The organism is Neisseria uirgultaei (assembly GCF_962719845.1).
Taxonomy (GTDB): Bacteria; Pseudomonadota; Gammaproteobacteria; order Burkholderiales; family Neisseriaceae; genus Neisseria; species Neisseria bergeri.
Genome location: NZ_CAUIYF010000004.1, coordinates 45,686 through 71,046 on the forward strand (window position 1 = coordinate 45,686; position 25,361 = coordinate 71,046).

Genomic DNA, 25,361 nt, shown 5'->3' on the forward strand with positions numbered 1-25,361 from the left:
AAACAGCGCATCATTTATTGTCAACGCCTGCGCCGTCAGAGTAACATTGCGTTTTTCCCACCGGTATCCGCCATGACCACCAATCCCGCAAACGTCCTTGCCTCCGTCGATTTGGGTTCCAACAGTTTCCGCCTCCAGATTTGCGAAAACAACAACGGACAGTTGAAAGTCATCGATTCCTTCAAACAGATGGTGCGCTTCGCCGCCGGACTGGACGAACAGAAAAACCTGAGTGCCGCCTCCCAAGAACAGGCTTTGGACTGTCTGGCAAAATTCGGCGAACGCCTGCGCGGCTTCCGTCCCGAGCAGGTACGCGCCGTGGCAACCAACACATTCCGCGTTGCCAAAAACATCGCAGATTTCCTTCCCAAAGCCGAAGCAGCACTGGGTTTCCCCATCGAAATCATCGCTGGGCGCGAAGAGGCGCGGCTGATTTATACCGGCGTGATCCACACCCTCCCCCCCGGCGGCGGCAAAATGCTGGTTATCGACATCGGCGGCGGTTCGACAGAATTTGTCATCGGCTCGACGCTGAATCCCAACATTACCGAAAGCCTACCCTTGGGCTGCGTTACCTACAGCCTGCGCTTCTTCCAAAACAAAATCACCGCCAAAGACTTCCAAGCCGCCATTTCCGCCGCCCGTAACGAAATCCAGCGCATCAGCAAAAATATGAGGCGCGAAGGTTGGGATTTCGCCGTCGGCACATCGGGTTCGGCAAAATCCATCCGTGATGTGCTTGCCGCCGAAATGCCCCAAGAGGCGGACATTACCTACAAAGGAATGCGCGCCCTCGCCGAACGCATCATCGAAGCCGGTTCGGTCAAAAAAGCCAAATTTGAAAACCTGAAACCGGAACGCATCGAAGTTTTTGCCGGCGGGCTTGCCGTGATGATGGCGGCGTTTGAGGAAATGAAACTCGACAGGATGACCGTAACCGAAGCCGCCCTGCGCGACGGCGTGTTTTACGATTTGATTGGGCGCGGTTTAAACGAAGATATGCGCGGACAGACGGTTGCCGAGTTCCAACACCGCTACCACGTCAGCCTCAATCAGGCGAAACGCACCGCCGAGACCGCGCAAACCTTTATGGACAGCCTCTGCCACGCTAAAAATGTTACGGTTCAAGAACTTGCCTTGTGGCAACAGTATCTCGGACGCGCCGCCGCGCTGCACGAAATCGGTTTGGATATCGCCCACACCGGCTATCACAAACATTCCGCCTACATCCTCGAAAACGCCGATATGCCGGGTTTCTCACGTAAAGAACAGACCATACTTGCCCAACTGGTCATCGGTCATCGCGGCGATATGAAAAAAATGGGCGGCATTATCGGCACCAACGAAATGTTGTGGTATGCCGTTTTGTCCCTGCGCCTTGCCGCACTGTTCTGCCGTTCGCGCCAAGACCTGTCTTTCCCGAAAAATATGCAGTTGCGCACGGATACGGAAAGCCACGGCTTCATCCTGCGTATTGACAGTGAATGGCTGGAACACCACCCCCTGATTGCCGACGCATTGGAATATGAAAGCGTCCAATGGCAAAAAGTCAATATGCCGTTTAAAGTTGAAGCCGTCTGACCTTTACAAACCAAATGCCGTCTGAATGATGTTCAGACGGCATTTCCCTATCCGCAACACCCAAAAAAACCGGCTGCCTTGTATCTGCGACGGCAGACGAGTCGATTTGCCACTCCAAGCAAAAACCTGCTTAATAAAGCAAAAGAACTATATGACCAAACAAGAAAGGATAGATGATGGGTTACCATATTAGGATAATAAATACCAGCAAAAAAATTTCAGACGAAAATAAAATATTAAAAAACAAGGAGAACTTGTCAATATTTTTAAGAGAAAAATTTAATTATCATGAAGGTTGCAACGAGATGGGTGAAGTATATTTTTATGACCCAAACGATGAGGAAAGCATTCTTTTTTATGATGGGGAAGAATTGCTTGCAATTACCACAAGCAATGATCTACTATCATCAATGATAAAAATTGCAAGGTCGTTTAAGGATGGTTCCAGAGTTGTTGGTGATGAAAATGAGACTTACAAGGATATAAATAATGCATATCTACATGAGGATGATTATGAGCAGACGCAACAAAAAGAAGATAACTACATTAAAAAAATTAAGGACGCCATTATTCCAATAATAGTTCCTATTTTACTTGGGATAATTGCATTAATATTAAAAATATTAAAAATTAATTAATCTTAAAGCAAAGCCGACGACCGCACCCGCGTCCTGCAGGGTCTAGCCGCCGGCGCCCAAGCCTACCAACTGGCCGATGGCGTCGGCAAAGTGGCCGATTATGCGCGGCAAATTCAGCCGACCCGAATAAGACCAAGCAAGTCTTTTCATAACCCGCGTACATGGTGCAGACTCCCGTCAAAGCAGAGCAGGACTTAAGGCATAGATAAAGCTGCAACCGGACGGCTGCCGCTTTTTTGTAAAGATGAGCGGTACCGATTCACTCATTCTTACATCAGAATCACAATACATATAGAGCACCTAAATCCCCTATTTCTGCCAACAATTCTCCGACCGTCTCTATCAGGACAGAAAACTTGTTGCAGCCACTTTCCTGAAAGGGCTTGGAAAACTCAAATGCATTATGGGATTTTTGAATACCTCAATAATGACGGCGACGGAAATAAAACATCCCCTCACTGTCGATTTCCAGCACATAGCGTCCGTTCTGCACGGCGGCATAGCCGCTTTTGCCTGCCTGATAGGGTTGCAGTGCGGCATGCGAGACCAGGTAATCCGTCAGTTTGCCGCCGTCTTCGGTGATATTGCCCACCAGTTTGGCAAACAAGGTATGGCACACGCCGTTTGCCGACCAACCTGCCGGACCACCCTTATCGTCGGTTTCCATGCATTTGCCACTGATGACTTCCAAGTCGTTGGGATGCTTGCCGATCAGTTGCAACACATTCTGTTCCGACAAACCCTCAATCGGATAAGTCAGCTGTTTTTTGCCTTCAGCCGTTTTTCCTTCTTGCACCCCGCCCAGAGCCAAACCGGCAATCGCCGTATTGTCGATGTATTTGACTTTGAAAACCGGTTTCGGCGCACCCTGCACTGCATTTTGCGGCTGTTCCGCCGTATTTTCAGATTTACCGCAGGCTGCAAGCAGCAGGCAGCCGCTTAACATGACAAAAGATGTTTTAAGCATTCCACACTCCTGATGGTTTCAAAATGCCGTCTGAAACGCGGCAGGCGGAGGTTCAGACGGCATGAGTTCATTTCAACGGGCGGATGCCGACCGCATCGCGTACTTTGTCCAATAATTCGCGCGCTTCTTTGCGTGCTTTTTGCGCGCCTGCCTGCAAAATCTCTTCGATTTGCGAAGGGTTGGCGGTCAATTCGTTGTAGCGTTCGCGCGGTTCGGCGAGTTCGGCGTTGATTTTCGCCGCCAAAAGTTTTTTCGCCTCGCCCCAAGCCAGGCCGTCGGCAAGCATTTTCGTAAATTCCGCCGTTTCAGACGGCGTGGAGAAGGCTTTGTAGATTTCAAACAGAGGACTTTCATCAGGCTGTTTCGGCTCGCCGGGCTCTTTCATATTGGTGATGATTTTGTTGACCGATTTTTGGGTTTTCTTGTCGTTTTCCCAAAGCGGAATGGTGTTGCCGTAGGACTTGGACATTTTGCGTCCGTCCAGGCCGACCAAGAGTTCGACATTTTCATCGATTTTTACTTCAGGCAGGGTGAAGAGTTCTTGGAAGCGGTGGTTGAAGCGTCCGGCAATATCGCGCGCCATTTCGACATGTTGGATTTGGTCGCGACCGACTGGAACTTCATGGGCATTGAACATAAGGATGTCGGCAGTCATGAGGATGGGGTAGCTGTATAGGCCCATTTCCACGCCATGATCCGGATCTTCCTGACCGTTTTCGGTATTTGCCTGTACTGCGGCTTTGTAAGCGTGGGCGCGGTTCATCAGGCCTTTTGCAGTAATACAAGTCAGAATCCAGTTCAACTCCATGACTTCGGGAATATCGCTTTGACGGTAGAAAGTGGTCTGTTCCGGATTGAGTCCGCAGGCGAGCCATGTGGCGGCAACAGCTTGAGTAGATTGATGAATCATTTCTGGCTCATGACATTTGATGATGCCGTGATAGTCGGCCAAAAAGAGGAATGATTCAGTATTGGCATCCTGCGCCGCACGGATAGCCGGGCGGATGGCGCCGACGTAGTTGCCCAAGTGTGGAATACCTGTTGTGGTAACGCCTGTTAAAACTCGTTTTTTGCTCATGAAAGTATCCTTCGGCACAAAGGCCGTCTGAAAATTAATATGTTGCCGATTATACCTGATTCTTCTTGATTTTTCAGACGGCCTTTTACGTATGGGACAACTGGAAAAGAAAAGTTATACACATAAAATCATAAAAATAAATCAATATAAAACAATAAGATAAATAAAATTTACTATTTAATGAAAAAATATCTCTTGAGTTATCCACATTTGCTCTTATATAGGCTTCAACGGAAATATATTTGTAGAGGAACGTTAAATGAGATTTGATAAATTGACTGCTAAATTTCAGCAAGCTCTGCAAGAAGGTCAAAGCCTGGCTTTGGCTGCGGACAGCAGCTATCTCGAGGCCGGCTTTATCTTAAAAGCGTTGCTTGACGATCAAAATAGTGGTGCTGCTGCGTTACTGGCTCATGCAGGTGTGAATGTGCCTCAAGTGAAACAACGTTTGCAGCAACATTTGGGCAGCCTGCCGAAAGTATCCGGCCAGGGTGGCGATATTATGCCCAGCCGTGAGCTGCAAGCTGTATTAAATCTGATGGATAAGGCTGCAACCAAACGTGGCGATGCCTATATCGCCAGCGAACTTTTCCTGTTGGCTTTGGTGCAGCAGAATGACGCTACCGGCAAAATTTTGAAAGATGCCGGTGCAACCGAACAAAACATCAATGCCGCAATCGATGCGGTACGAGGAGGACAAAACGTGAACGATGCCAATGCTGAAGACCAACGCGATGCTTTGAAAAAATACACACTCGACCTGACTCAACGCGCCCGTGACGGTAAGCTCGACCCTGTTATCGGCCGTGATGATGAAATCCGCCGTGCGATTCAGGTATTGCAACGCCGTACCAAAAACAACCCTGTGCTGATTGGTGAGCCGGGTGTGGGTAAAACCGCCATCGTTGAAGGCTTGGCGCAACGTATCGTCAACGGCGAAGTCCCCGAATCCCTGCGCAACAAACGCCTTTTGGTTTTGGACTTGGCGGCTTTGATTGCCGGCGCGAAATACCGTGGCGAATTTGAAGAACGCTTGAAAGGCGTGTTGAACGACTTGGCGAAAGACGACGGCAACACCCTGATTTTCATCGATGAAATCCATACTTTGGTCGGCGCGGGCAAAACCGACGGCGCGATGGATGCGGGCAATATGTTGAAACCGGCTTTGGCACGCGGCGAATTGCACTGCATCGGCGCGACCACCTTGGACGAATACCGCCAATACATCGAAAAAGACGCGGCACTCGAACGCCGCTTCCAAAAAGTATTGGTCGGCGAACCCAGCGTGGAAGACACCATCGCCATTTTGCGCGGTTTGCAGGAACGTTATGAAATCCACCACGGTATCGATATTACCGACCCTGCTATTGTTGCCGCCGCAGAATTGAGCGACCGCTACATCACCGACCGCTTCCTGCCTGACAAAGCAATTGACTTGATTGATGAAGCTGCCAGCCGCATCAAAATGGAGCTGGACAGCAAACCTGAGCAGATGGACAAACTTGACCGTCGCATTATCCAGCTCAAAATGGAAAAAATGCACGTTGCCAAAGAAACCGATGATGCCAGCAAAAAACGTTTGGAACTGATAGACGAGGAAATCGACGGCCTTCAAAAAGAATACGCCGATTTGGACGAAATCTGGAAAGCCGAAAAAGCCGCGTCTTCCAGCACTGCCGACATCAAGAAACAGATGGACGACATCAAAGTCAAAATCGAACAGGCCAAACGCCAAGGTGACTTTGCCCGCGCGTCCGAACTCGAATACGGCGAGTTGCCGAAATTGGGTGCGCAGTTGCAGGCAGCGGAAAGCAATCCCGACGGCAAAAAACAAAACAAACTCTTCCGCACCGAAGTCGGCGCGGACGAAGTGGCGGAAATTGTTTCCCGTATGACCGGCATACCCGTATCCAAAATGATGGAAGGCGAACGCGATAAATTGTTGAAAATGGAAGAAGTATTGCACCGCCGAGTGGTCGGTCAAGACGAAGCCGTGCGCGCCGTGTCTGACGCTATCCGCCGCAGCCGCTCCGGCCTTGCCGACCCGAACAAACCTTATGGCAGCTTCCTGTTCTTGGGTCCGACCGGCGTGGGTAAAACCGAGTTGTGCAAAGCTTTGGCAGGCTTCCTGTTCGACAGCGAAGACCACCTCATCCGCATCGATATGTCCGAATACATGGAAAAACATGCTGTTGCCCGCCTGATCGGCGCGCCTCCGGGCTATGTCGGCTACGAAGAGGGCGGCTATCTGACCGAACAAGTGCGCCGCAAACCGTACAGCGTGATTCTTTTGGACGAAGTGGAAAAAGCCCATCCCGACGTATTCAACATCCTGCTGCAAGTATTGGATGACGGCCGTTTGACCGACGGGCAAGGTCGCACCGTGGACTTCAAAAACACTGTTATCGTCATGACTTCCAATATCGGCAGCCAGCACATCCAACAAATGGGCACGCAGGACTACGAAGCAGTGAAAGAAGTTGTGATGGAGGATGTGAAAGAACATTTCCGTCCTGAAATGATCAACCGCATCGACGAAGTGGTCGTGTTCCATGGCTTGGATCAGGCAAACATCCGCAGCATTGCCAAAATCCAGCTTAAAGGCTTGGAAAAACGTTTGGAAAAACAAAACCTGCGCCTGACTGTTTCCGATGCCGCTCTGGACATCATCGCCAAAGCCGGTTTCGACCCGATTTACGGCGCACGTCCACTCAAACGCGCCATCCAGTCGGAAATCGAAAACCCGCTGGCCAAAGCCCTGCTTGCCGGAAACTATGCGCCCGAAAGCGAAATCAGGGTGGAAGCCGACGGCGACAGACTGAAATTTGCCTGATTCGTTCCTGCTGTTGAAAATGCCGTCTGAAACGGGAATCTCCGTTTCAGACGGCATTTTTTATCAGAATCCTACTGATGGTAGGTTTGCAGGAATCTTGCCAACCTGCCCATCGCCTCTTCAATCTGATGGACGTAAGGCAGCGTAACAATGCGGAAATGGTCGGGTTTGATCCAATTAAACCCCGTTCCCTGTACCAGCAGGACTTTTTCGCGCACCAGCAAATCGTAAACGAATTTCATGTCATCGCGGATACGGTACATTTCGGTATCGATTTTCGGGAACATATACATCGCACCCATCGGTTTAACGCAGGACACTCCGGGGATTTGGCTGACCAGTTCCCACGCCCTGTTACGCTGTTCCAAAAGCCGTCCGCCCGGCAAAATGAATTCGTTGATGCTCTGATAACCGCCCAATGCCGTCTGAATCGCATGCTGCATCGGCGTATTGGCACACAGGCGCATGGACGAGAGCATATCCAAACCCTCGATGTAACCTTTTGCATGATGTTTCGGCCCGTTGAGCACCATCCAGCCTTGGCGGAATCCGGCGACGCGGTAGGCTTTGGACAAACCGTTGAACGTTACCGTCAAAAGGTCGGGGGCAAGCGCGGCGATGTGGTGGTGAACCGCGCCGTCATAAAGGATTTTGTCGTAAATCTCGTCGGCAAAGATAATCAGACCGTGTTTGCGCGCCAACTCGGCGATTTCCAACAAGATTTCCCTGCTGTACACCGCGCCTGTCGGGTTGTTGGGGTTGATGACGACGAGGGCTTTGGTTTTGGGCGTGATTTTGGCTTCCATATCGGCAAGGTTGGGAAACCAGCCGTTTTCTTCGTCGCACAGATAATGGCGCACCATACCGCCCGCAAGCGTTGCCGCCGCCGTCCACAAGGGGTAGTCGGGCGCGGGAATCAGGATTTCGTCGCCGTCATTCAACAACGCCTGCATAGACATCGTAATCAGCTCGGACACGCCGTTGCCGATATAGACATCGTTTACCGTAATATCGCGCAAACCTTTGGTCTGATAGTAGTGAACGATGGCTTTGCGGGCGGAATACAGCCCTTTGGAATCGCAATAGCCTTGCGAAGTCGGCAGGTTGCGGATGACATCGACCAAGATTTCATCAGGGGCTTCAAAGCCGAACGGCGCAGGGTTGCCGATATTGAGTTTAAGGATTTTATTGCCCTCCTCTTCCAACTGAAGGGCTTTTTTGTGAACCGGCCCGCGTATGTCGTAGCAGACGTGGTCGAGCTTTGCAGACTTGGGAAACTTATCCATAATGTGTTCCGTAAATTTTGGGCAATGGGTGGGAATGTACTCTTTCTCACGCGGAATTTAAAGCATCAGGGCAGGGTTTTTCAGGCTTTTCACCTGCCCTCTTTGCGCCGTTCGCTGACACTTTTGCCGCCTATGCCCCAGTTATCGGTATCCACTTCGTCAATCACGACGACCGTTGTTTCGGGATTTTTGCCCAGCACGCGTGCCAGCAATTCGGTTACGCCGCCGATCAGTTCCGCTTTTTGCGCAGCAGTCGGTGCTTCGCTGCCGCCGGTTACTTTAATATTGACATAAGGCATGATCTTTCTCCGTTTTGAAATATTGCCATCTTATCAAACAAGTTGCTCCCGCCCAAACATCCGCTTCATTTTCTGAAAAATTCAAATCGATGTAAAAAGGCAGTTTTCAGACGGCAAATCCGTCTTCACACGATATTTATTTTGTTATAGCATAACAAAATCTTTAACCCGCACGATACAAAGGCTGCACCATGAAGAAAACATTGACACTGCTCGCCGTTTCCGCCCTGTTTGCCGCATCCGCACACGCCCACCGCGTCTGGGTCGAAACCGCCCACACGCACGGCGGCGAATACCTTAAAGCCGACTTGGGCTACGGCGAATTTCCCGAACTCGAACCCATCGCCAAAGACCGCCTGCACATCTTCAGCAAACCGATGCAGCTGGTTACCGAAAAAGGCAAGGAAAACATGATTCAACGCGGTACATACAACTACCAATACCGAAGCAGCCGCCCCGTCAAAGACGGCAGCTACCTCGTTACCGCCGAATATCAGCCTACTTTCTGGTCAAAAAACAGCGCAGGCTGGAAACAGGCAAGCATCAAAGAAATGCCTGATGCAAGCTATTGCGAACAAACCCGTATGTTCGGCAAAAACATCGTCAACGTCGGACACGAAAGCGCGGACACCGCCATCATTACCAAACCGGTCGGACAAAACTTGGAAATCGTCCCGCTGGACAATCCCGCCAATATCCACGTAGGCGAACGCTTCAAAGTCCGCGTTCTGTTCCGTGGCGAACCGCTGCCCAATGCCACCGTTACCGCCACATTTGACGGCTTCGACACCAGCGACCGCAGCAAAACGCACAAAACCGAAGCACAGGCTTTCTCCGACAGCACAGACGGCAAAGGCGAAGTGGACATCATCCCCTTGCGCCAAGGCTTTTGGAAAGCCAGTGTCGAACACAAAGCCGACTTCCCCGATCAAAGCGTGTGCCAAAAACAGGCGAACTACTCGACTTTAACCTTCCAAATCGGCCATTCTCACCATTAATCCCGCCCGCACAAAAATGCCGTCTGAAGGCTTCAGACGGCATTTTTTGTTCAAACATCAATACCAACCGCGCAGCTTCATCGCTTTTTCAACACGGCGGATACTCATCATATAGGACGCGGTACGCAAGTCGACATCATACTCTTGCGCCAAGTTCCAAATATCGCGGAACGCGCGGCGCAGGACGACGGTTTCTTTTTCCTGAACTTCGTCAAACTCCCAATAATAGCCTTGCAGGTTTTGCACCCACTCGAAATAGGAAACGACCACGCCGCCGCAGTTCGCCAGAATATCGGGCACGACCAATACGCCGTTTTGACGCAAAATAACGTCGGCTTCGGGCGTAGTCGGACCGTTCGCGCCTTCGACCACGATTTTCGCACGGACTTTACCGGCGTTTTCGGAAGTCAGTTGGTTTTCCAACGCGCAAGGGGCGAGTACGTCCACATCCAAAGCCAAAAGTTCGGCGTTGGTAATTTCCTTGCCATAACCGGCTTCGTTGGTAATGAAGCCTTTTTCTTGGAACTCTTTGAACAGGGCTTCCATATCCAAACCGTTTTCGTTGTAAATGGCAACGTCAACAGTAGAAACCGCAACGACTTTCGCGCCGGCTTGATGCGCGTAATAACCTGTGTGGTAGCCGACATTACCGAAGCCTTGGATGGCGTAAGTGGCACCCTTCACGTCTTTGCCCAGTTTTTCCAAGGCTTGGACGGCGGCGAAGTTCACGCCGTAACCCGTGGCTTCGGTACGCGCCAAAGAGCCGCCGAACTCGACCGGTTTGCCGGTAAACACGCCCGGTGCAGAATGTTTCACCACGTTTTCATAGGCATCCACCATCCACGACATAATTTTGCCGTTGGTGTTCACATCGGGGGCGGGAATATCGATTTTCTCGCCGATCAGCGGGGCAATCGCTTCGGCATAAGCGCGGGCGATGCGTTCCAGTTCCGCCTCGGAATAATCGCGAGGATCCAAGGTAACACCGCCTTTGCCGCCGCCGTAAGGAATGCCGGCCACGCAGCATTTGATGGTCATCCAAATCGACAGGGCTTTGACTTCGTCCAGATTCACACCGGGATGAAAGCGCACGCCGCCTTTATAGGGGCCGACGGCGTTGTTGTGTTGCGAACGGTAGCCCGTGAAGGTTTTGACCGTGCCGTCGTCGAGTTTGACGGGGAAATTGACTTCCAACACGCGGGTCGGACTCTTCAGGATTTCATAAACGGCCGGATCGGTTTTCAGCCGGTCGCAGGCGGTTTTGACCTGTTTGCGCGCGATTTCAAACGGATTGAGGGTTTCTTTTGCAACGGCATCAGACATTTTGCTTCCTTTTCACAAAAAGATTTTCAGGGGCGTGCATTTCGCTCATTACTATAACCAATTTCCCGACAAAATGTAATAGCGTGTAGTCGGAATCAGCCCGATTTGATTAATCTATATATGATTTTATTTTTCAAGCCGCACGGAATCAGCCCGGACTCCGCCTGAAAAAGCAGTCTCCGCGTCCGAAAAATAAATGTCCAATTAAATAAAGATATAGTCATCCTCTTATTTTTTAAAAATTTAATTGGAACATCGCCGGGATTTCAAACCCTTGCCCGACTCCGCCCCGAAATCCGAAAACACCGCCTGCAAAACCTGTTACGATTGTTAACAATCCATATATTAGAAGCCCTGTGCAAACGATGTTAAAATAAACCCTTTCAACCCGACAGGAAACCGGATTATGAATGCAGCCATCGAACACGTCCAAGCCGTTGCCTTCGATTTGGACGGCACACTGTGCGATTCCGTCCCCGACCTTGCCGCCGCCGCAGAAGCGATGTTGGAACAACTCGGTATGAAACCGCTGCCCGCCAAAGTGGTCGAAAGCTATGTGGGCGACGGCATCGGCAAACTGGTTCACCGCGTCCTCACCAACGACCGCGACCGCGAAGCCGATTCCGAACTGTGGGAAAAAGGTTTCGTGTCCTATATGAAATACTACCGCGACCATTTGAGCGTCTTCACCCACCCCTATCCCGAAACTGAAGCCGGGCTGGCATTGCTCAAATCTTTGGGCATCCCGCTCGCCGTCGTTACCAACAAAAACGAAATCCTTGCCGCCGAGCTTCTAAAACAACTGGGACTCGCCGACTACTTCAGCCTCATCCTCGGCGGCGACAGCCTGCCCGAGAAAAAACCCAGCCCGCTGCCGCTGCGGCACGCTGCCGAAGTTTTGGGTATCGATGCCGCCAATATGCTTATGGTCGGCGACTCGCGCAACGACATCATTGCCGCCAAAGCCGCCGGCTGCCTGAGTGTCGGCGTTACCTTCGGTTACGGAGACATGACGCTGCTCTCGCAAGATGATGCGACCCGTCCCGACTGGATTATCGGCTCGCTGCCCGAAATTTACGAAAACCTGCAACCGCAGAAAAACAAAGACGAAGAATAAAACAATCTGTTCAGACGGCATCGGAATCCGTTTCCCATGCCGTCTGAATCTTTCCGTGCCGAAACCGCCGCCATGAAACCGCAAAAATCCCTACGCGCCCGCGCGATGGACATCCTCTCGCGCCAAGAAGTCAGCCGCATCGGTCTGAAACGCAAACTTGCACCGCACGCCGAAAGCGAAGAGGAGTTGGAAAACGTGTTAAACGAATTTGCCGAACGCAACTGGCAGTCGGATTTGCGCTACGCCGAAGCCTATATCCGCAGCAAAAGCCGCAAACACGGTTCATTGAGGCTGAAACAGGCTTTGGCGCAACAGGGCATAGATGAAGAAACCAGCCGCAACCTGCTTCCCGACCGCTCAAGCGAAAAACAGTCCGCCATAGCCGTGTTGCGTAAAAAATTCAAACACCCCGCCGCCGACCTCAAAGAAAAACAAAAACAGGCGCGCTTCCTCGCCTACCGCGGATTCGATGCCGATACCGTTCAGACGGCATTGAAACACGCTTGGGATGAAAATTGGGAAGACGGCTGCTGACCTTCCTTCTTGAATCTTTTTGCACGGCAGCGTAACCTTACGCCCGTTTCCAACTTTTCCGATTGAGAACAATATGTCCGGACAACCCGAAAAACACCACGCCTCCCCCATCGAAGACGAACGCAAAAACCCTGTTTACCGTATGGGACGGGCGGTTGCAGGATTCATGCTCGCCGTTTGGGCGGGCGTGCTGGCACTCGTGTTTTTCTTGGTTTTCCGTTTTTGGCTTTTCTGAACAAAATGCCCTCTGAAGCCTTCAGACGGCATCGGCGGCCCATTTCGGCAGGCTATCCCGCCATAGCTTTTTTTAGCTTGAATTCCACTTCCCCATTCCCTAAAATTTTCCCGCATCCATTTCAAAACACCCTTTCTTAAAACAGGTACACTATGACACAACAACGCCAACTGCCTTCCCATGAACTCATTATGTCCGAACTGATGATGCCGGACACCGCCAATTTCAGCGGCAACGTACACGGCGGCGAACTCCTGCTCCTGCTCGACCAAGTCGCCTATTCCTGCGCCAGCCGTTACAGCGGCAATTATTGCGTTACCCTGTCGGTTGACAAAGTCCTGTTTAAAGAACCCATCCACATCGGCGATTTGGTTACCTTTTACGCCGCTGTCAACTACACGGGACGCACCTCGATGGAAATCGGCATCCGTGTCGAAGCACAAAACATCCGCACCGGCGAAATCCGCCATACCAACAGCTGCTACTTCACGATGGTTGCGGTCAAAGACGGCAAACCCGTCCCCGTCCCCCCACTGGAAATCCTGACCGACCGCCAACGCTGCCGCTACGAAAAAGCGAAAAAACGCAGAGAAATCAGCCTCCAAGCCTCCGGAGACGTGTCCTGCGGCTGCTGACGGCGGGCTATGCCGTCTGAAATACCGGACAAGCATTGTTCCAACATTCGGCGTAATGGTTTGATTGATTGAAGCAAAACCGCCCGATTCCGACCCATCCGTTTTTCAACGACATTTTGAAACACAGCCGTGAGACTAAGTGGCTGTGTTTTCATATTCGCTTGATGCAGCCCTAATCAGTCGGACAAAATGCCTTTTATCCGATAAAACCGCCCTCCGAACGGAAATAAGCGGCTTTTCCATTGCAAACGGATGAAATCAAGCAAATACCCAAACACAGTCAAACAAATTTATACGCCCCGTCCCTTCGGAATGATTTGAAAACACAGCCGCCAAAACAAAATGCCGTCTGAAGACCTTTCAGACGGCATTTTTAACCCGATTGCAAACGGAAAGTCAGAACGCGATATAGCTGTTCGGGTTAACCGGTTTGCCGTTTTGACGCACCTCGAAATGAAGCTGCGTTCTGGAAGCATCGGTATTGCCCATCAAAGCAACCTGCTGACCGCGTTTGACCTGCTGACCTTCGCCGACCAGTAATTTTTGGTTGTGCCCGTACGCGGTCAGGAAAGAGGAATTGTGCTGGATGATGACCAAGTTTCCGTATCCCCTCAAACCTGAACCGGCATAAACCACTTTGCCGTCAGCCGCCGCCAAAACGGGTTGTCCGGCATTACCGGCAATATCGACACCCTTGTTGTTGCCGCCGAAATCGGCAACCACTTTACCTTGGGTCGGACGCTGCCAAACAATGCCGCCGGCCGAACGCGTACCGGAAGGCGAAGCGGCAGGAGATTGCGTGGCGGGCGCGGGGGCGGGAACCGCTTTATTTTCCGCAGCGGGCGCGGCAGGTTGCGGCGCGGACTGCACGGGCGGTTGCGCGGCGGGTTTCACAGGGGTTTGTACGGCAACCGGTACGGCAGGCTTGCTTTCTACGGCTGCGGTTTTCGGTGCGGCATATCCTGCCGGTTTGACTTTAACAATCTGACCGATGCTCAACGTATTGTCGGTCATGCCGTTCCACGCACGGAAATCGTCTTGAGAGATATGGTAGCGTTTGGAGATGTTGTACACCGTGTCGCCGCGCACAATAGTATGCGTCGCCGCGTTGATATCGACGGGTGCGTAAGAAGGAACGTATGTACCCGAAACGGCAGGTGCAGACGGCGGAACATAAGCAGGAGGCGTATAAACCGGCGCAGTTTGCACGGGCGGCACATACGGCGCATCATTGGCGGCAGGAGCGGCATTGTACGGCGTTGCGCCATAAGGATTGTAAACCGATGCAGACGGTACGGTCTGCATACCTGAATTTCCTGCAATGACAGGAGCAGGCTGTTGGGTGGCGCAACCGCCCAACAGAGCGGCAACGGCGGTACAAGCTGCCAAAAGTGTCGTTTGTTTCAACATAAGATAACCTTCATGTTCCGATATATAGCCTGAATGCGGTATATCATAATAAAAATGCGCGTTCTTCTCAAGCGCAAAGCCCGACGGTATTTGATAAAACGGTCAGTCCGTATGCCAAAAGGCCGCCGTTTCCGCCATGTCCGGATAGGCGGTCAAATCGATTTGCAGCGGCGTTACGGTAATGAAACCTGCACCGCATTCACCAAAATCCGTCCCCTCTTCCCGATCGGAAACTTCACCGACCGGCCCTATCCAATAAATCTGTTCGCCGCGCGGATTGCGGGACGGGACGATGTTCTGCTCGTGATGCCGTCTGCCCAGACGGGTAATTTTGACTCCCCTAATTTCATCCGGCGCGACAGCAGGGATGTTGACATTCCACAAGACAGGCGCGGACGGCGGTTTTTTAAAAAAATGCGCCAACACCTTCCATACCGCCTGCTCTGCGGTCTGCCAATAGCGTCCGGAAGCATCGTTTAAAGAAAACGCCACAGCAGGCATACCCATCAGATAGGCTTCGGTTGCCGCCGCAACCGTCCCCGAATAAAGCGTATCGTCCCCCATATTCGCCCCTCTGTTGATACCTGAAAACACGACATCGGGCTTAAAATCGGGCAGGGCAAACTGACCGACATGGATGCAGTCGGTCGGCGTGCCGTTGACATAGTAGAACCCGTTTTGCGCCTGTTTCAACTGCAAAGGGCGGTCGAGCGTCAGCGAATTGCTGACTCCGCTCCTGTCGCGTTCGGGCGCGACCACCCTGACGTTGGCAAATTCCGACGCAACCCGCGCCAAAACGGCAATGCCTTCGGAGAGGTAGCCGTCGTCGTTAGAAATCAAAACGTTCATTCCGTATCCCGCCTTATTCTTCGGGCAGCCTGGTAATCCTGACCCGCTCGATACGCTGCCCTTCTTTTTCGACCACTTCAAACCGCCAGCCGTGAAAATCGGCAAAATCGCCGACATCGGGAATGGTTTGCAATTCTTCCATAATCAGCCCGGCAACCGTATGGAAATCGGTATCTTCCTCCTGCTGCGGCAGGTTGAGTTGGGATGCCAGCTCCACATATTCCAACGCGCCTTCCACCATCAGGCTTTCATCGGGATTCCCCTGAACGGCGGGCTCTTCTTCGCGCTCGAATTCTTCGGGAAAGTCGCCGGCAATGGCTTCCAACAGGTCTTTCATCGTCACCATACCCAACACCGCGCCGAACTCGTCCACAACGAGGGCGTAATCCGCGCTGCTTTGGCGGAAGAGTTCGAGCGCGCCCAAGGCGGTCGTGCCGTCGGGCAGGACGAGCGGCTGGCGCAATGCCGTCTGAATGTCGAGACCGCCTGTTTCCAGCAGTTGGGACAGCAGGTCTTTTTTGTTGATGTAGCCCAAAGGTTCGTCCACGCCCGCCTTTCCGACAACGAGCAGGCGGCTGTAAGGCGTGTTTTGCAGTTGGGCATACTGTTCTTCGCGGCTTTGGGAAATGTCCAGCCGTTCGATGTCGCGGCGTGGGATCATCACCCCCATAATCGGGCGTTCGGCAAGCGTCAGCACGCTGCGTATCATCGATTTTTCGTTTTCTTCAAAATGCGCGTCGTCCTCGGATTCGCCGCCCGCGTCGGCAAGCACGCTTTCGCGTATGCCCATCATGCCCAAGACGTTTTCGGCGGTGCGCTTGCGCCACGAGCTGCCGATATAGTCGTTTTTGCGGCTGTTGCGCTGCGAAATCTGGTTAAACAGCTCGATTAAAATCGAGAAGCCGATGGCGGCGTAGAGATAGCCTTTGGGAATGTGGAAATGGAAGGCTTCGGCAATCAGGCTGAAACCGATCATCAACAAAAAACCAAGGCAGAGCATCACGACGGTGGGATGCCTGTCCACAAATTCGGTCAAGAGTTTGCTGGCGGAAATCATGACCGCCATCGCGACGACGACCGCGCCCATCGCCACGACGATGTGATCGACCATCGCCACGGCGGTGATGACCGAATCGATGGAAAACACGGCATCCAGTATTAGGATTTGCGCGACCACGCCCCAAAACGGCACGTGTTTTTTCTGGCTGTCGGCAACGGCAAACCGGTTGTGCCCTTCGAGGCGTTCGTGCAGTTCGGTAGTGGCTTTGTAAAGCAGGAAAATACCGCCGGCGAGCATAATCATGTCCTTGCCGGAAACGGCGAGGCCGCCGATTTGGAACAGCGGTTCGGTCAGCGTGATGATGTGCGCCATAAAAGCAAGCATAATGATGCGGATGACGACTGCCAGCCCCAGCCCGGTAATCCGTGCGCGGTCGCGCCGTGCGGGCTGGACCTTGTTTGCCAAAATCGCCACAAAGACAAGGTTGTCTATCCCCAATACGACTTCCAACACCAAAAGCGTGGCAAAACCTATCCAGGTATGCGGTTCTGCCAACCAACTGAAATCCATGATTTTCGTATTCCTCGACGGTACGGCGGCAAGGCCGCCGTTGTGTTTGCAATGTCCGGCATATTTAGGGATGCCGTCTGAACGCCGGTTTCAGACGGCATTGGGCTCAATCGGCGATAAAGCCGTCTATCGGCGCGTAGCCCCGTGCATTTCCCTGCGCGTCCAGCACCACGATCCAATCTTTCTGCCTGCTGCCGGTAAAGGGCAGGAAATACCAGTCTTTATCTTCGGAAATATCTGCCTGCTTCAAAATATCGGCAACGGTGATTTTTCTCGCATCTGCCAATTTTTTCAGCGGCTTCATCGCCTTACGGATTTTCTCCGCCTCTTGACGGGAATACGGCAGCCACCGGTCCGGGCGCATACTCGGCTCTATGCCCTGCATAGACAAATCCAAGGTTTTGTTTTGTTCGTCCGCCGTATCCGGCTCTTTCAGCCCGACGCGGCGGATGCCGAACCACGACAGGCTTTGCAGCCCTTCCGGCGCTTTGTACAAATCTTCAACCGCCACTTCGGCGGCGGTTACAATATTAATCCTGTCTTTTTCAAACGCCTCTATCACGGGGCGCGCCAAAGAAACGCTGTGCAGACCGTATGCCAATGCGGCAAGCTGAATCGCGCCGGTCAGGGAAAAATCCACGATCCGCGCCCTGCTTGTCTTTTTCGGACTGGACAATATCAGCGTCAGCAGCGGGCCGCACACGATGTCCACTGCCACCACCAGCTGATAAAGCGACAGACCGCCCGTCAGCTCGGCATAAGGATAAGGATACCAAACCTTAAAAACCAGCAATGCCGCCAGTCCTGCAACCGATAGGCTGATTAAGAGGTGCCAGCCCGCACTTTTCAAGGCAAAACGCCATCTCGATGCTGTTTTTCCGTTTTCCATCATATCTTAATTCAAATCAAAACTAACCGTAAAAACAGGGCGCATTGTACAACAGATAGAGACTGCTTAAAATGCGGCACCGTCTGAAACCCTGCTGTTCAGACGGCATATCTTACCCGACATCAATACACAAATATTTCAATTCCAGATATTCGTCCGCACCGTATTTGCTGCCTTCACGTCCCAAACCGCTGCGTTTCACGCCGCCGAACGGTGCCGCTTCATTGCTGATTAAGCCCGTATTGATGCCGACCATGCCATATTCCAAGGCTTCGCCGACGCGCCACTGGCGTGCGGTGTCGGCGGTAAAAAGGTAGGCCGCCAAACCGTATTCCGTATTGTTCGCAGCCTCAATGACTTCGGCTTCGGTTTCAAAACGGAATACCGGACACAAAGGTCCGAAGGTTTCCTCGCGAGCTACCGCCATTTGCGCCGTTACGCCGCTTAAGACGGTCGGTTCGAAAAACGTTCCGCCCAACGCGCTGCGTTTGCCGCCGGTCAGGCAGACCGCACCTTTGGAGAGCGCGTCGGCGATGTGCTGCTCGACTTTTTCCACCGCTCTTTCCTCAATCAGCGGCCCTTGGTTTACGCCATCTTCCAAGCCGTTACCCAATTTGAGCGCGGCTGCCTTTTCACTCAATTTGCGGCAAAATTCGTCGTAAATGCCGGATTGGGCGTAAACGCGGTTGGTGCAGACGCAGGTCTGACCGCTGTTGCGGAACTTGCTGGTGAGCGCGCCTTCGACAGCTTTGTCCAAATCGGCATCGTCAAACACGATAAACGGCGCGTTGCCGCCCAGTTCCAAACTGAGTTTTTTAATGTCCGCCGCGCTGTCGGCAAAAATTTTCGCGCCGACTTCGGTCGAACCGGTGAAGCTGATTTTGCGGATAATCGGATTCGTGGCAAATTCACGGCCGATTTCCGAAGCGCGGCCGCTGACAACGGGCAACAAATCCTGCGGTACGCCCGCTTCGTAAGCCAAGACAGCCAACGCATACGCACTCAAAGGCGTGAGCGATGCAGGCTTGACAATCATCGCGCAGCCCACCGCCAAAGCAGGCGCGGCCTTGCGCGCAATCATCGCGGATGGGAAGTTCCACGGCGTAATCGCAGCGGTAACGCCGATTGGCTGTTTCAACACGACCAGTTTTTGCGATGCTTTCACGCTTGTCAGCACATCGCCGTCAATCCGCCTCGCCTCTTCGGCAAACCAGCGCACAAACGAAGCTGCATAATCAATCTCGCCGCGCGCCTCGGTCAGGCTTTTGCCCTGCTCCATCGTCATCAGACGCGCCAATGCTTCTTTGTTTTCTTTAATCTGAAAATACCAACGCCACAACACATCGGCCCGCTCCAACGCAGTTTTTGCCGCCCATAATTTTTGTGCTGCTTCCGCCTTTTGAATCAGGTTTTTCAGCTTGTCCGAATCCGTCTTGCGGACAAACGCCAAAGTCTCGCCCGTTGCTGGATTATCGACTTTGATGCCGTCTGAAATTGGAGAAAGGGAAATATCGGGATGCTTGATTAATTGGGAATATTCGTTCATTTCGTGTCCTCCGGTATGCGGGATAACCGCTTTCAAATGCCGTCAATCTCACGGACATTATCATCTTCATATTCCAAAACTGCAAACCCTTCCGATGCCGTCTGAAGCATCCGATCGGGGCAGCGCAACATTCGGGCGGTGTTTGAATATGGCGCGGGCGCAATCCCTGTCGTTTAAGAAAAATACTTTTTATATAGTGGATTAAATTTAAATCAGGACAAGGCGACGAAGCCGCAGACAGTACAAATAGTACGGCAAGGCGAGGCAACGCCGTACTGGTTTAAATTTAATCCGCTATACAATGGTAATCTTTAGAAAGAAAAGTAATGCAGCCCTTTGATGGGGTGCAATATATAAGGAGCAAAGATTGCAGTTGCAACGTGTGGTAGAATATGGCAAAAATTGAAACATTACAGTCAAAATTACGGAGATTAAATAATGATTTTTAAACAGGATCAAAATTATTGGGCAGTTTTTTATGCGAATGAAGAAGCTCTGATTGTTCAAACATATTCAGGTTTGGGGTTAACGGCAATAGACCACCTATATCCCCCCCATATCCTGCCATTGGATACCGACAATGAAACTTTAGGCATGACGGTCTTACAAGCATTGGCGAACAGCAGGACGTTAGACAACGAAGCTGAACGTATTGATTTTTTAAAACAGGAAAATCTTAAACCACGCTATGAGGATTGGGTTGCCAAGCTATGCGGGAACTTGGGCTATAAAACCAAACGCGCCCTATTTAAAAACATGATGAACGTGGATATTCGGCTGCACAACGGCTGCCTGAAAATCAGCCCGAGCCGCCATGTCAAGCTGGAAGCGTGGGATGCCATTGATGCAGACGATGTAATTTTATCATTGGATAACAGTCCTGAAGAAATCGGAACAGGTTTAAGGTTAGCATTGAGCCGCTGCCGATAATATTTGGCAAAAGGCCGTCTGAAAGCCGGAAAAATGTTTCAGACGATCTTTTTTATCACACTCAAAGCCCGCGTGCGTACCGCGCACACCTTACCTGCACAGGTTTAATGCGGGCTACGACTTGCTGAAGATAAAGTTATTAAGGAATTTGGCAAATATGGAAAAGATTGAGAAATTTAAATCTGAATTATTAAATGCTATCTTTCAATATACTCAATGCATATCTATTTTTGTCTATAAGAAAAATATATATTATTTGATTGATTGTAAGGAAAATTTCATATTAAACATGAAATTAGACTTAGATTTAGATTTTAAAAACGGTAATATTACGTTAGAACAATATCAGGATGAAATGAATAGTTATTATTACCGAAACGGCATCTGGCAGTTAACTAAGGACAATTTTGAAAGCTATCTTCAATCAGATTCAGTCATTGAATTAAAAAAGGATGAATTGAAGAAACTGATGTTTCAGGGATTTACTTCTGCTGAAGCGGTAAGGTTATATTCCGTTGTCGAGAACAAGCTGTCGTACAATGATCCTATCTCAGACTCTGGACAGCAAAGTGATTTCTTAAAAATCAATCAGATTTCCTCGAGGCTGCCTTTATTCTATGTCAATTTTGACACTGAAGTGTACTTACATATGGATTGGGACAGATGTCATGAAGATTATGTCTATGATGGCTGGTTTTCAAAAGCGATGGATTTTGGGTATTTAATACCGGACGAATTCTGTTACTGGAAAATTGAAGGACGAGATTATTGGAAATTTATACAATTATAAATATAAGCAAGCCATAGCTTGTATGAATTCAAAAGGCCGTCTGAAAGCTGGTAAACCCTTTCAGACGGCCTTTACTTTCCTGTAAAACAACACTCAGGCCGTCTGAAAAACAGCTCCGACAAAGACGCGGTTGCCAAAGAGATCGACCTGCAAAGGGAAGTAACGCAGGCGTTCGGCAAAAACGCCGCCCAAGCCGCAGCGGCCGTTGCCGACAAACTCGGCAATACCCGAAGTTACAGACGGTATCAGGAAGCCCGAACCCTGCCAGAGGCCGAACTGCAAAACAAAACCGACATAAAAAACCGCCCGAAAAATCCGGACAGCGATTCAAACAGGCTGCCCCGTTTAACGGGCGCGGCAGGAAGTTTCGACCGAATTGCCGTAGGCATCGGTAAAGCCGAAAAAGGCTTCGCCACCTTTCTGATGCCACTCGGTTCCGCTTCCGAACAAACCGTGTTCGGCGGTATAGCGTTCGCCGGATGCGGCAACGTCGGAAGAAAGGACGGCACGCCTGCCGTCCAGCCGCAACGCGATTTTGCCGCCGTCCAAATGGCGGACGCGCACAGACAAACCGTTCTCGCAGGAAAACGCCCGAACACCAGCCGGACCGGCTTGGTTTTGAACGGGCGGCATATGCCCGCGTCCGCCGCCATCATACGCCTCCGGCACGGCACAGGCCGCCAAGGACAAAACCGGTACGGTCAGCGCGAAAAACCTGATATTCATAAAAGCTCCCCAATAAAAAGAAAATATGTTTCAACACACAGGACGACACATAAAGCACCGCCCTATGTGCCGTCCTGATTTGGAAGGGGTTGCGCCCCCAAATAAAGTCTGATCCTGCCGCCCTAAAGGGCGGAGGTTCAACCGAAAAGGAAACACGATGAATTGATAATCCGGATTGCGTGCCCCTTCTTTACCCGTCTTCCGGCACCGCCTTTTGCCTGACGATGCCGTCTGAACCTGCCTGCCCGCCCGAAGGAATGTAAATTTTTTCCAAATTCCAAGTAAAAACCGCTATCAGTGTGCTAATTTGCGTTAAAATCATATTCGGCGTTTAACGTTTTGTGCGCCCACATCCCTGCACTGTTTGATACGGGCATAAGGCACAAATCCCGACAAGCGCACTGTTTCATACTTCGTCAATCATTCAGACTCCGGTTTGTGCCCGTGCCGGCGGGCGGTCGGCCGTTTCCCGCCGTTCAGGCATATTCCGACAGTGTGAGATAAGGATTTATTCGATGTTTCAACACACAGGACGACACATAAAGCACCGCCCTATGTGTTGCCCTGATTTGGAAGGGGTTGCGCCCCTCCCAAATAAAGTCTAATTCTACCGCCCTAAGGGGCGGGGTTTCAACCGAAAAGGAAATACGATGAAATCACTCAAAACCTTCCTCATTTGGGGCATAGTGGTACTGGTCGGCGTAGCATCCTTTACCACTTTGGCACTCAGCCGGGGCGAACAGGTCAGCGCGGTATGGATGGTTACCGCCGCCATATCCGTTTACTGTATCGCCTACCGTTTTTACAGCCTCTACATCGCCAACCGCGTGATGCGGCTCGATCCTGACCGCCTGACTCCGGCAGAACGCCACAACGACGGCTTGGACTACGTTCCGACGCACAAAGGCGTATTGTTCGGACACCACTTTGCCGCGATTGCAGGCGCAGGCCCTTTGGTCGGTCCGGTTTTGGCGGCGCAAATGGGTTACCTGCCCGGTACTTTGTGGATTATCTTCGGCGTGGTGTTTGCTGGCGCGGTACAGGATATGATGGTCTTGTTCGTCTCTATGCGCCGCGACGGTAAGTCTTTGGGCGATATTGTGAAACAGGAACTCGGCACTGTCCCCGGTGTGATTGCCTCCATCGGTATTTTGATGATTATGGTCATCATTATGGCGGTGTTGGCGTTGATTGTCGTAAAAGCATTGGTTCACAGCCCTTGGGGTACGTTCACCATTGCCGCAACGATGCCGATTGCCCTGCTTATGGGTATTTACACGCGTTATATCCGTCCGGGCAAAATCGGTGAGATTTCCATCGTCGGCTTTATTTTGCTGATGCTGGCGGTGATTTACGGCGACGATGTGGCGCAAAGCTCCATCGGACATTGGTTCGACCTTGACGGCATCCAGCTCACTTGGGCGATTATGATTTACGGCTTTGTCGCCTCCGTATTGCCCGTATGGTTGCTGCTCACTCCGCGCGACTATCTCTCTACCTTCCTGAAAATCGGTACGATTGCGGCCTTGGCTTTGGGCATCGTCATCGTCAATCCCGCTTTGCAAATGCCTGCGGTTACCCACTTTATCGACGGTTCCGGCCCGGTATTCTCAGGCGCATTGTTCCCGTTCTTGTTCATTACCATCGCCTGCGGTGCGGTTTCAGGCTTCCACGCGCTGATTTCCTCCGGCACCACGCCGAAAATGCTGGAAAACGAAACCCACGTCCGTATGATCGGTTACGGCGGTATGTTGATGGAAAGTTTCGTGGCGATTATGGCGCTTGCCGCCGCCGCATCGCTCGATCCCGGCGTGTACTTCGCGATGAACAGCCCCGCCGCCCTGATCGGTACGGATGCCAATACCGCCGCCGAAGTGATTACCACCAAGCTGCAATTTCCTGTCGATGCCGCAACCCTGTTGCACACCGCTAAGGAAGTGGGCGAAAACACCATCCTGTCCCGTGCAGGCGGTGCACCTACCCTCGCAGTCGGTATGGCGCACATTATGAGCCGTCTGATTCCGGGCGAGGCGATGATGGCGTTCTGGTATCACTTCGCCCTGTTGTTTGAAGCCTTGTTCATCCTGACCGCCGTCGATGCCGGTACGCGCGTCGCACGTTTTATGATTCAAGACTTGGGCAGCATCTTCTACAAACCTTTCGGCAACACCGACTCCATCCCCGCCAACCTGATTGCGACCTTCTTCGCCGTGGCATTGTGGGGCTACTTCCTCTACACCGGCGTAACCGACCCACTGGGCGGCATCAACTCGCTCTGGCCGTTGTTCGGCATCGCCAACCAAATGCTGGCAGGCGTGGCCTTGATTATGTGCGCCGTTGTACTGATTAAGATGAAACGCGACCGTTATGTCTGGGTGGCACTCGTTCCTGCCGTCGGCGTACTGTTTGTAACCTGCTACGCCGGCCTGCAAAAACTGTTCCACAGCGACCCGCGCGTCAGCTTCCTTGCCCACGCAGGCAAATACAGCGACGCATTGGCTAAAAACGAAGTCCTTGCGCCTGCTAAAGACATCGGCGAAATGGCGCAAATCATCTTCAACGACAAGATTAATGCCGGTCTAACCGCATTGTTCCTCTTAGTCGTCGTCATCGTTGCCATCTACGGCGTGCGTACCGCCCTCAAAGCACGCAAAGTCGGCTGGCCGACCGCCAAAGAAATCCCGGCGGTGTACCGCGACGGCAAACAGCCGGAGGCACAAAGTGAAGCATAAGCTCGCGTCTTGGTGGAAAACCATCAAGCTGACGGCAAACTTGATGGCAGGCGTGCCCGATTATGAAAACTACGTTGCACAGCAGCGCAAACATAATCCCAACGCCCCCGTAATGACCAAGCTGCAATTTCAAGACTATTGCCGCAAACGCCGCTGCGGCGCAAACGGCGGACGCTGCTGTTAAGCCTGCTTGAAACAAATGCCGTCTGAACGCCGCTTCAGACGGCATTTTATGCTGGAATCCCGCCCCGCAAGCCAAACGGCCGCCATATCGGGCAGGTTCGTCCGTCGGCAAACCGTGTTTTCTCCGCACAAAGATAACCATACGGCACAGTCAGTGTGTTGCCCCTTTCCGCCCCTCTGTTGCCGCCACCCCGAAAGGCGGATTTGCAACC

At 51.8% G+C, this 25,361-nt stretch carries 24 protein-coding genes and 2 pseudogenes; 14 read left to right on the forward strand and 12 right to left on the reverse strand.

Features of this window, described 5'->3' with window-relative positions; all coding sequences use genetic code 11:
• Positions 1-72: 72 nt before the first annotated feature.
• Together ppx and Q9J32_RS03475 are read left to right on the forward strand one after the other, a co-directional pair.
• Complete coding sequence (ppx, locus tag Q9J32_RS03470) at positions 73-1,581, forward strand: exopolyphosphatase (RefSeq protein ID WP_301885295.1); 1,509 nt, start codon at positions 73-75, stop codon at positions 1,579-1,581.
• Positions 1,582-1,754: 173 nt separating this feature from the next.
• Positions 1,755-2,219 carry a hypothetical protein gene (locus Q9J32_RS03475; RefSeq protein ID WP_003774468.1) on the forward strand — a complete coding sequence of 155 codons (465 nt, stop codon included), beginning with the start codon at positions 1,755-1,757 and terminating at the stop codon, positions 2,217-2,219.
• Between the two features lie 421 nt (positions 2,220-2,640).
• On the opposite strand, the gene Q9J32_RS03480 is transcribed toward Q9J32_RS03475, so the two are convergent.
• Together Q9J32_RS03480 and trpS are read right to left on the reverse strand one after the other, a co-directional pair.
• Positions 2,641-3,186, reverse strand: coding sequence for a hypothetical protein (locus Q9J32_RS03480; RefSeq protein ID WP_301885254.1), 546 nt, complete (start codon positions 3,184-3,186; stop codon positions 2,641-2,643).
• Positions 3,187-3,253: 67 nt separating this feature from the next.
• A complete protein-coding gene (gene trpS, locus Q9J32_RS03485; RefSeq protein WP_301885253.1) occupies positions 3,254-4,264 on the reverse strand; it encodes a tryptophan--tRNA ligase in 1,011 nt (336 codons plus the stop codon).
• 259 nt (positions 4,265-4,523) lie between these two features.
• Here trpS and clpB point away from each other — a divergent pair, with 259 nt between their 5' ends.
• Positions 4,524-7,097: an ATP-dependent chaperone ClpB gene (gene clpB, locus Q9J32_RS03490; RefSeq protein WP_301885252.1), complete on the forward strand. Its 2,574-nt coding sequence runs from the start codon at positions 4,524-4,526 to the stop codon at positions 7,095-7,097.
• Positions 7,098-7,168: 71 nt separating this feature from the next.
• Here the strand turns inward: clpB and Q9J32_RS03495 are convergent, their stop codons facing one another.
• Together Q9J32_RS03495 and Q9J32_RS03500 are read right to left on the reverse strand one after the other, a co-directional pair.
• Positions 7,169-8,383 (reverse strand): pyridoxal phosphate-dependent aminotransferase, encoded by a 1,215-nt coding sequence (locus tag Q9J32_RS03495; RefSeq protein ID WP_301885250.1) that lies wholly within the window; start codon positions 8,381-8,383, stop codon positions 7,169-7,171.
• Between the two features lie 89 nt (positions 8,384-8,472).
• Positions 8,473-8,682, reverse strand: a complete 210-nt coding sequence (locus Q9J32_RS03500; protein WP_002223595.1) for a tautomerase family protein — start codon at positions 8,680-8,682, stop codon at positions 8,473-8,475.
• 191 nt (positions 8,683-8,873) lie between these two features.
• Here Q9J32_RS03500 and Q9J32_RS03505 point away from each other — a divergent pair, with 191 nt between their 5' ends.
• Entirely contained in the window at positions 8,874-9,680 is an 807-nt protein-coding gene (locus Q9J32_RS03505; RefSeq protein WP_301885248.1) for a DUF4198 domain-containing protein, read from the forward strand.
• 57 nt (positions 9,681-9,737) lie between these two features.
• On the opposite strand, the gene Q9J32_RS03510 is transcribed toward Q9J32_RS03505, so the two are convergent.
• The gene (locus tag Q9J32_RS03510) at positions 9,738-11,003 is read right to left on the reverse strand and encodes a Glu/Leu/Phe/Val family dehydrogenase (RefSeq protein ID WP_301885247.1); all 1,266 of its coding nucleotides are present in this window, start codon (positions 11,001-11,003) and stop codon (positions 9,738-9,740) included.
• A 406-nt stretch (positions 11,004-11,409) separates the two neighbouring features.
• Here Q9J32_RS03510 and Q9J32_RS03515 point away from each other — a divergent pair, with 406 nt between their 5' ends.
• The 4 genes from Q9J32_RS03515 (at position 11,410) to Q9J32_RS03530 (ending at position 13,524) form a co-directional block, all read left to right on the forward strand.
• On the forward strand, positions 11,410-12,120 hold the full coding sequence (locus tag Q9J32_RS03515; RefSeq protein ID WP_301885246.1) for a phosphoglycolate phosphatase: 711 nt from the start codon (positions 11,410-11,412) through the stop codon (positions 12,118-12,120).
• A 72-nt stretch (positions 12,121-12,192) separates the two neighbouring features.
• Positions 12,193-12,654 (forward strand): recombination regulator RecX, encoded by a 462-nt coding sequence (recX, locus tag Q9J32_RS03520; protein WP_301885294.1) that lies wholly within the window; start codon positions 12,193-12,195, stop codon positions 12,652-12,654.
• Between the two features lie 73 nt (positions 12,655-12,727).
• On the forward strand, positions 12,728-12,889 hold the full coding sequence (locus tag Q9J32_RS03525) for a hypothetical protein (protein ID WP_301885245.1): 162 nt from the start codon (positions 12,728-12,730) through the stop codon (positions 12,887-12,889).
• A 152-nt stretch (positions 12,890-13,041) separates the two neighbouring features.
• Positions 13,042-13,524, forward strand: coding sequence for an acyl-CoA thioesterase (locus Q9J32_RS03530; protein ID WP_003688183.1), 483 nt, complete (start codon positions 13,042-13,044; stop codon positions 13,522-13,524).
• Positions 13,525-13,920: 396 nt separating this feature from the next.
• On the opposite strand, the gene Q9J32_RS03535 is transcribed toward Q9J32_RS03530, so the two are convergent.
• The 5 genes from Q9J32_RS03535 to Q9J32_RS03555 all read right to left on the reverse strand — a co-directional run bounded on the left by Q9J32_RS03535 (position 13,921) and on the right by Q9J32_RS03555 (position 19,788).
• A complete protein-coding gene (locus Q9J32_RS03535; RefSeq protein WP_301885243.1) occupies positions 13,921-14,934 on the reverse strand; it encodes a peptidoglycan DD-metalloendopeptidase family protein in 1,014 nt (337 codons plus the stop codon).
• Positions 14,935-15,036: 102 nt separating this feature from the next.
• Positions 15,037-15,783 carry a 5'/3'-nucleotidase SurE gene (surE, locus tag Q9J32_RS03540; protein ID WP_300905496.1) on the reverse strand — a complete coding sequence of 249 codons (747 nt, stop codon included), beginning with the start codon at positions 15,781-15,783 and terminating at the stop codon, positions 15,037-15,039.
• 13 nt (positions 15,784-15,796) lie between these two features.
• Positions 15,797-17,353 (reverse strand): TerC family protein, encoded by a 1,557-nt coding sequence (locus Q9J32_RS03545; RefSeq protein WP_301885241.1) that lies wholly within the window; start codon positions 17,351-17,353, stop codon positions 15,797-15,799.
• Positions 17,354-17,459: 106 nt separating this feature from the next.
• Positions 17,460-18,245 (reverse strand): fimb protein, encoded by a 786-nt coding sequence (locus tag Q9J32_RS03550; protein WP_301885240.1) that lies wholly within the window; start codon positions 18,243-18,245, stop codon positions 17,460-17,462.
• A gap of 109 nt (positions 18,246-18,354) precedes the next feature.
• Entirely contained in the window at positions 18,355-19,788 is a 1,434-nt protein-coding gene (locus Q9J32_RS03555) for an NAD-dependent succinate-semialdehyde dehydrogenase (RefSeq protein ID WP_301885239.1), read from the reverse strand.
• A 192-nt stretch (positions 19,789-19,980) separates the two neighbouring features.
• On the opposite strand from Q9J32_RS03555, the pseudogene Q9J32_RS03560 reads away from it, so the two are divergent.
• The 4 genes and pseudogenes from Q9J32_RS03560 to Q9J32_RS10190 form a co-directional block, all read left to right on the forward strand.
• A pseudogene (locus tag Q9J32_RS03560) lies at positions 19,981-20,088 on the forward strand (IS5/IS1182 family transposase); the annotation flags it as partial.
• 138 nt (positions 20,089-20,226) lie between these two features.
• Positions 20,227-20,718: a contact-dependent growth inhibition system immunity protein gene (locus Q9J32_RS03565; RefSeq protein WP_301885237.1), complete on the forward strand. Its 492-nt coding sequence runs from the start codon at positions 20,227-20,229 to the stop codon at positions 20,716-20,718.
• Positions 20,719-20,875: 157 nt separating this feature from the next.
• Positions 20,876-21,508: a hypothetical protein gene (locus tag Q9J32_RS03570; RefSeq protein WP_301885235.1), complete on the forward strand. Its 633-nt coding sequence runs from the start codon at positions 20,876-20,878 to the stop codon at positions 21,506-21,508.
• 87 nt (positions 21,509-21,595) lie between these two features.
• Positions 21,596-21,790: pseudogene (locus Q9J32_RS10190) on the forward strand (hemagglutinin repeat-containing protein); the annotation flags it as partial.
• Positions 21,791-21,853: 63 nt separating this feature from the next.
• Here the strand turns inward: Q9J32_RS10190 and Q9J32_RS03580 are convergent.
• Both Q9J32_RS03580 and Q9J32_RS03585 read right to left on the reverse strand, forming a co-directional pair.
• Positions 21,854-22,234: an MliC family protein gene (locus tag Q9J32_RS03580; RefSeq protein ID WP_301885231.1), complete on the reverse strand. Its 381-nt coding sequence runs from the start codon at positions 22,232-22,234 to the stop codon at positions 21,854-21,856.
• 190 nt (positions 22,235-22,424) lie between these two features.
• A complete protein-coding gene (locus tag Q9J32_RS03585; protein ID WP_304667538.1) occupies positions 22,425-22,556 on the reverse strand; it encodes a hypothetical protein in 132 nt (43 codons plus the stop codon).
• Positions 22,557-22,884: 328 nt separating this feature from the next.
• Here Q9J32_RS03585 and Q9J32_RS03590 point away from each other — a divergent pair, with 328 nt between their 5' ends.
• Positions 22,885-24,966: a carbon starvation CstA family protein gene (locus tag Q9J32_RS03590; RefSeq protein WP_301885229.1), complete on the forward strand. Its 2,082-nt coding sequence runs from the start codon at positions 22,885-22,887 to the stop codon at positions 24,964-24,966.
• Positions 24,956-25,150 carry a YbdD/YjiX family protein gene (locus Q9J32_RS03595; RefSeq protein ID WP_002212918.1) on the forward strand — a complete coding sequence of 65 codons (195 nt, stop codon included), beginning with the start codon at positions 24,956-24,958 and terminating at the stop codon, positions 25,148-25,150. The genes Q9J32_RS03590 and Q9J32_RS03595 overlap by 11 nt, the downstream gene beginning before the upstream one ends.
• Positions 25,151-25,361 lie beyond the last annotated feature (211 nt).

What these genes read in the sequence shown, in the direction of transcription:
- ppx (WP_301885295.1), top strand. Translation starts at nt 73, where the DNA reads ATGACCACCAATCCCGCAAACGTCCTTGCCTCCGTCGATTTGGGTTCC.
- Q9J32_RS03475 (WP_003774468.1), top strand. Translation starts at nt 1,755, where the DNA reads ATGATGGGTTACCATATTAGGATAATAAATACCAGCAAAAAAATTTCA.
- Q9J32_RS03480 (WP_301885254.1), bottom strand. Translation starts at nt 3,186, where the DNA reads ATGCTTAAAACATCTTTTGTCATGTTAAGCGGCTGCCTGCTGCTTGCA.
- trpS (WP_301885253.1), bottom strand. Translation starts at nt 4,264, where the DNA reads ATGAGCAAAAAACGAGTTTTAACAGGCGTTACCACAACAGGTATTCCA.
- clpB (WP_301885252.1), top strand. Translation starts at nt 4,524, where the DNA reads ATGAGATTTGATAAATTGACTGCTAAATTTCAGCAAGCTCTGCAAGAA.
- Q9J32_RS03495 (WP_301885250.1), bottom strand. Translation starts at nt 8,383, where the DNA reads ATGGATAAGTTTCCCAAGTCTGCAAAGCTCGACCACGTCTGCTACGAC.
- Q9J32_RS03500 (WP_002223595.1), bottom strand. Translation starts at nt 8,682, where the DNA reads ATGCCTTATGTCAATATTAAAGTAACCGGCGGCAGCGAAGCACCGACT.
- Q9J32_RS03505 (WP_301885248.1), top strand. Translation starts at nt 8,874, where the DNA reads ATGAAGAAAACATTGACACTGCTCGCCGTTTCCGCCCTGTTTGCCGCA.
- Q9J32_RS03510 (WP_301885247.1), bottom strand. Translation starts at nt 11,003, where the DNA reads ATGTCTGATGCCGTTGCAAAAGAAACCCTCAATCCGTTTGAAATCGCG.
- Q9J32_RS03515 (WP_301885246.1), top strand. Translation starts at nt 11,410, where the DNA reads ATGAATGCAGCCATCGAACACGTCCAAGCCGTTGCCTTCGATTTGGAC.
- recX (WP_301885294.1), top strand. Translation starts at nt 12,193, where the DNA reads ATGAAACCGCAAAAATCCCTACGCGCCCGCGCGATGGACATCCTCTCG.
- Q9J32_RS03525 (WP_301885245.1), top strand. Translation starts at nt 12,728, where the DNA reads ATGTCCGGACAACCCGAAAAACACCACGCCTCCCCCATCGAAGACGAA.
- Q9J32_RS03530 (WP_003688183.1), top strand. Translation starts at nt 13,042, where the DNA reads ATGACACAACAACGCCAACTGCCTTCCCATGAACTCATTATGTCCGAA.
- Q9J32_RS03535 (WP_301885243.1), bottom strand. Translation starts at nt 14,934, where the DNA reads ATGTTGAAACAAACGACACTTTTGGCAGCTTGTACCGCCGTTGCCGCT.
- surE (WP_300905496.1), bottom strand. Translation starts at nt 15,783, where the DNA reads ATGAACGTTTTGATTTCTAACGACGACGGCTACCTCTCCGAAGGCATT.
- Q9J32_RS03545 (WP_301885241.1), bottom strand. Translation starts at nt 17,353, where the DNA reads ATGGATTTCAGTTGGTTGGCAGAACCGCATACCTGGATAGGTTTTGCC.
- Q9J32_RS03550 (WP_301885240.1), bottom strand. Translation starts at nt 18,245, where the DNA reads ATGATGGAAAACGGAAAAACAGCATCGAGATGGCGTTTTGCCTTGAAA.
- Q9J32_RS03555 (WP_301885239.1), bottom strand. Translation starts at nt 19,788, where the DNA reads ATGAACGAATATTCCCAATTAATCAAGCATCCCGATATTTCCCTTTCT.
- Q9J32_RS03565 (WP_301885237.1), top strand. Translation starts at nt 20,227, where the DNA reads ATGATTTTTAAACAGGATCAAAATTATTGGGCAGTTTTTTATGCGAAT.
- Q9J32_RS03570 (WP_301885235.1), top strand. Translation starts at nt 20,876, where the DNA reads ATGGAAAAGATTGAGAAATTTAAATCTGAATTATTAAATGCTATCTTT.
- Q9J32_RS03580 (WP_301885231.1), bottom strand. Translation starts at nt 22,234, where the DNA reads ATGAATATCAGGTTTTTCGCGCTGACCGTACCGGTTTTGTCCTTGGCG.
- Q9J32_RS03585 (WP_304667538.1), bottom strand. Translation starts at nt 22,556, where the DNA reads ATGATTTTAACGCAAATTAGCACACTGATAGCGGTTTTTACTTGGAAT.
- Q9J32_RS03590 (WP_301885229.1), top strand. Translation starts at nt 22,885, where the DNA reads ATGAAATCACTCAAAACCTTCCTCATTTGGGGCATAGTGGTACTGGTC.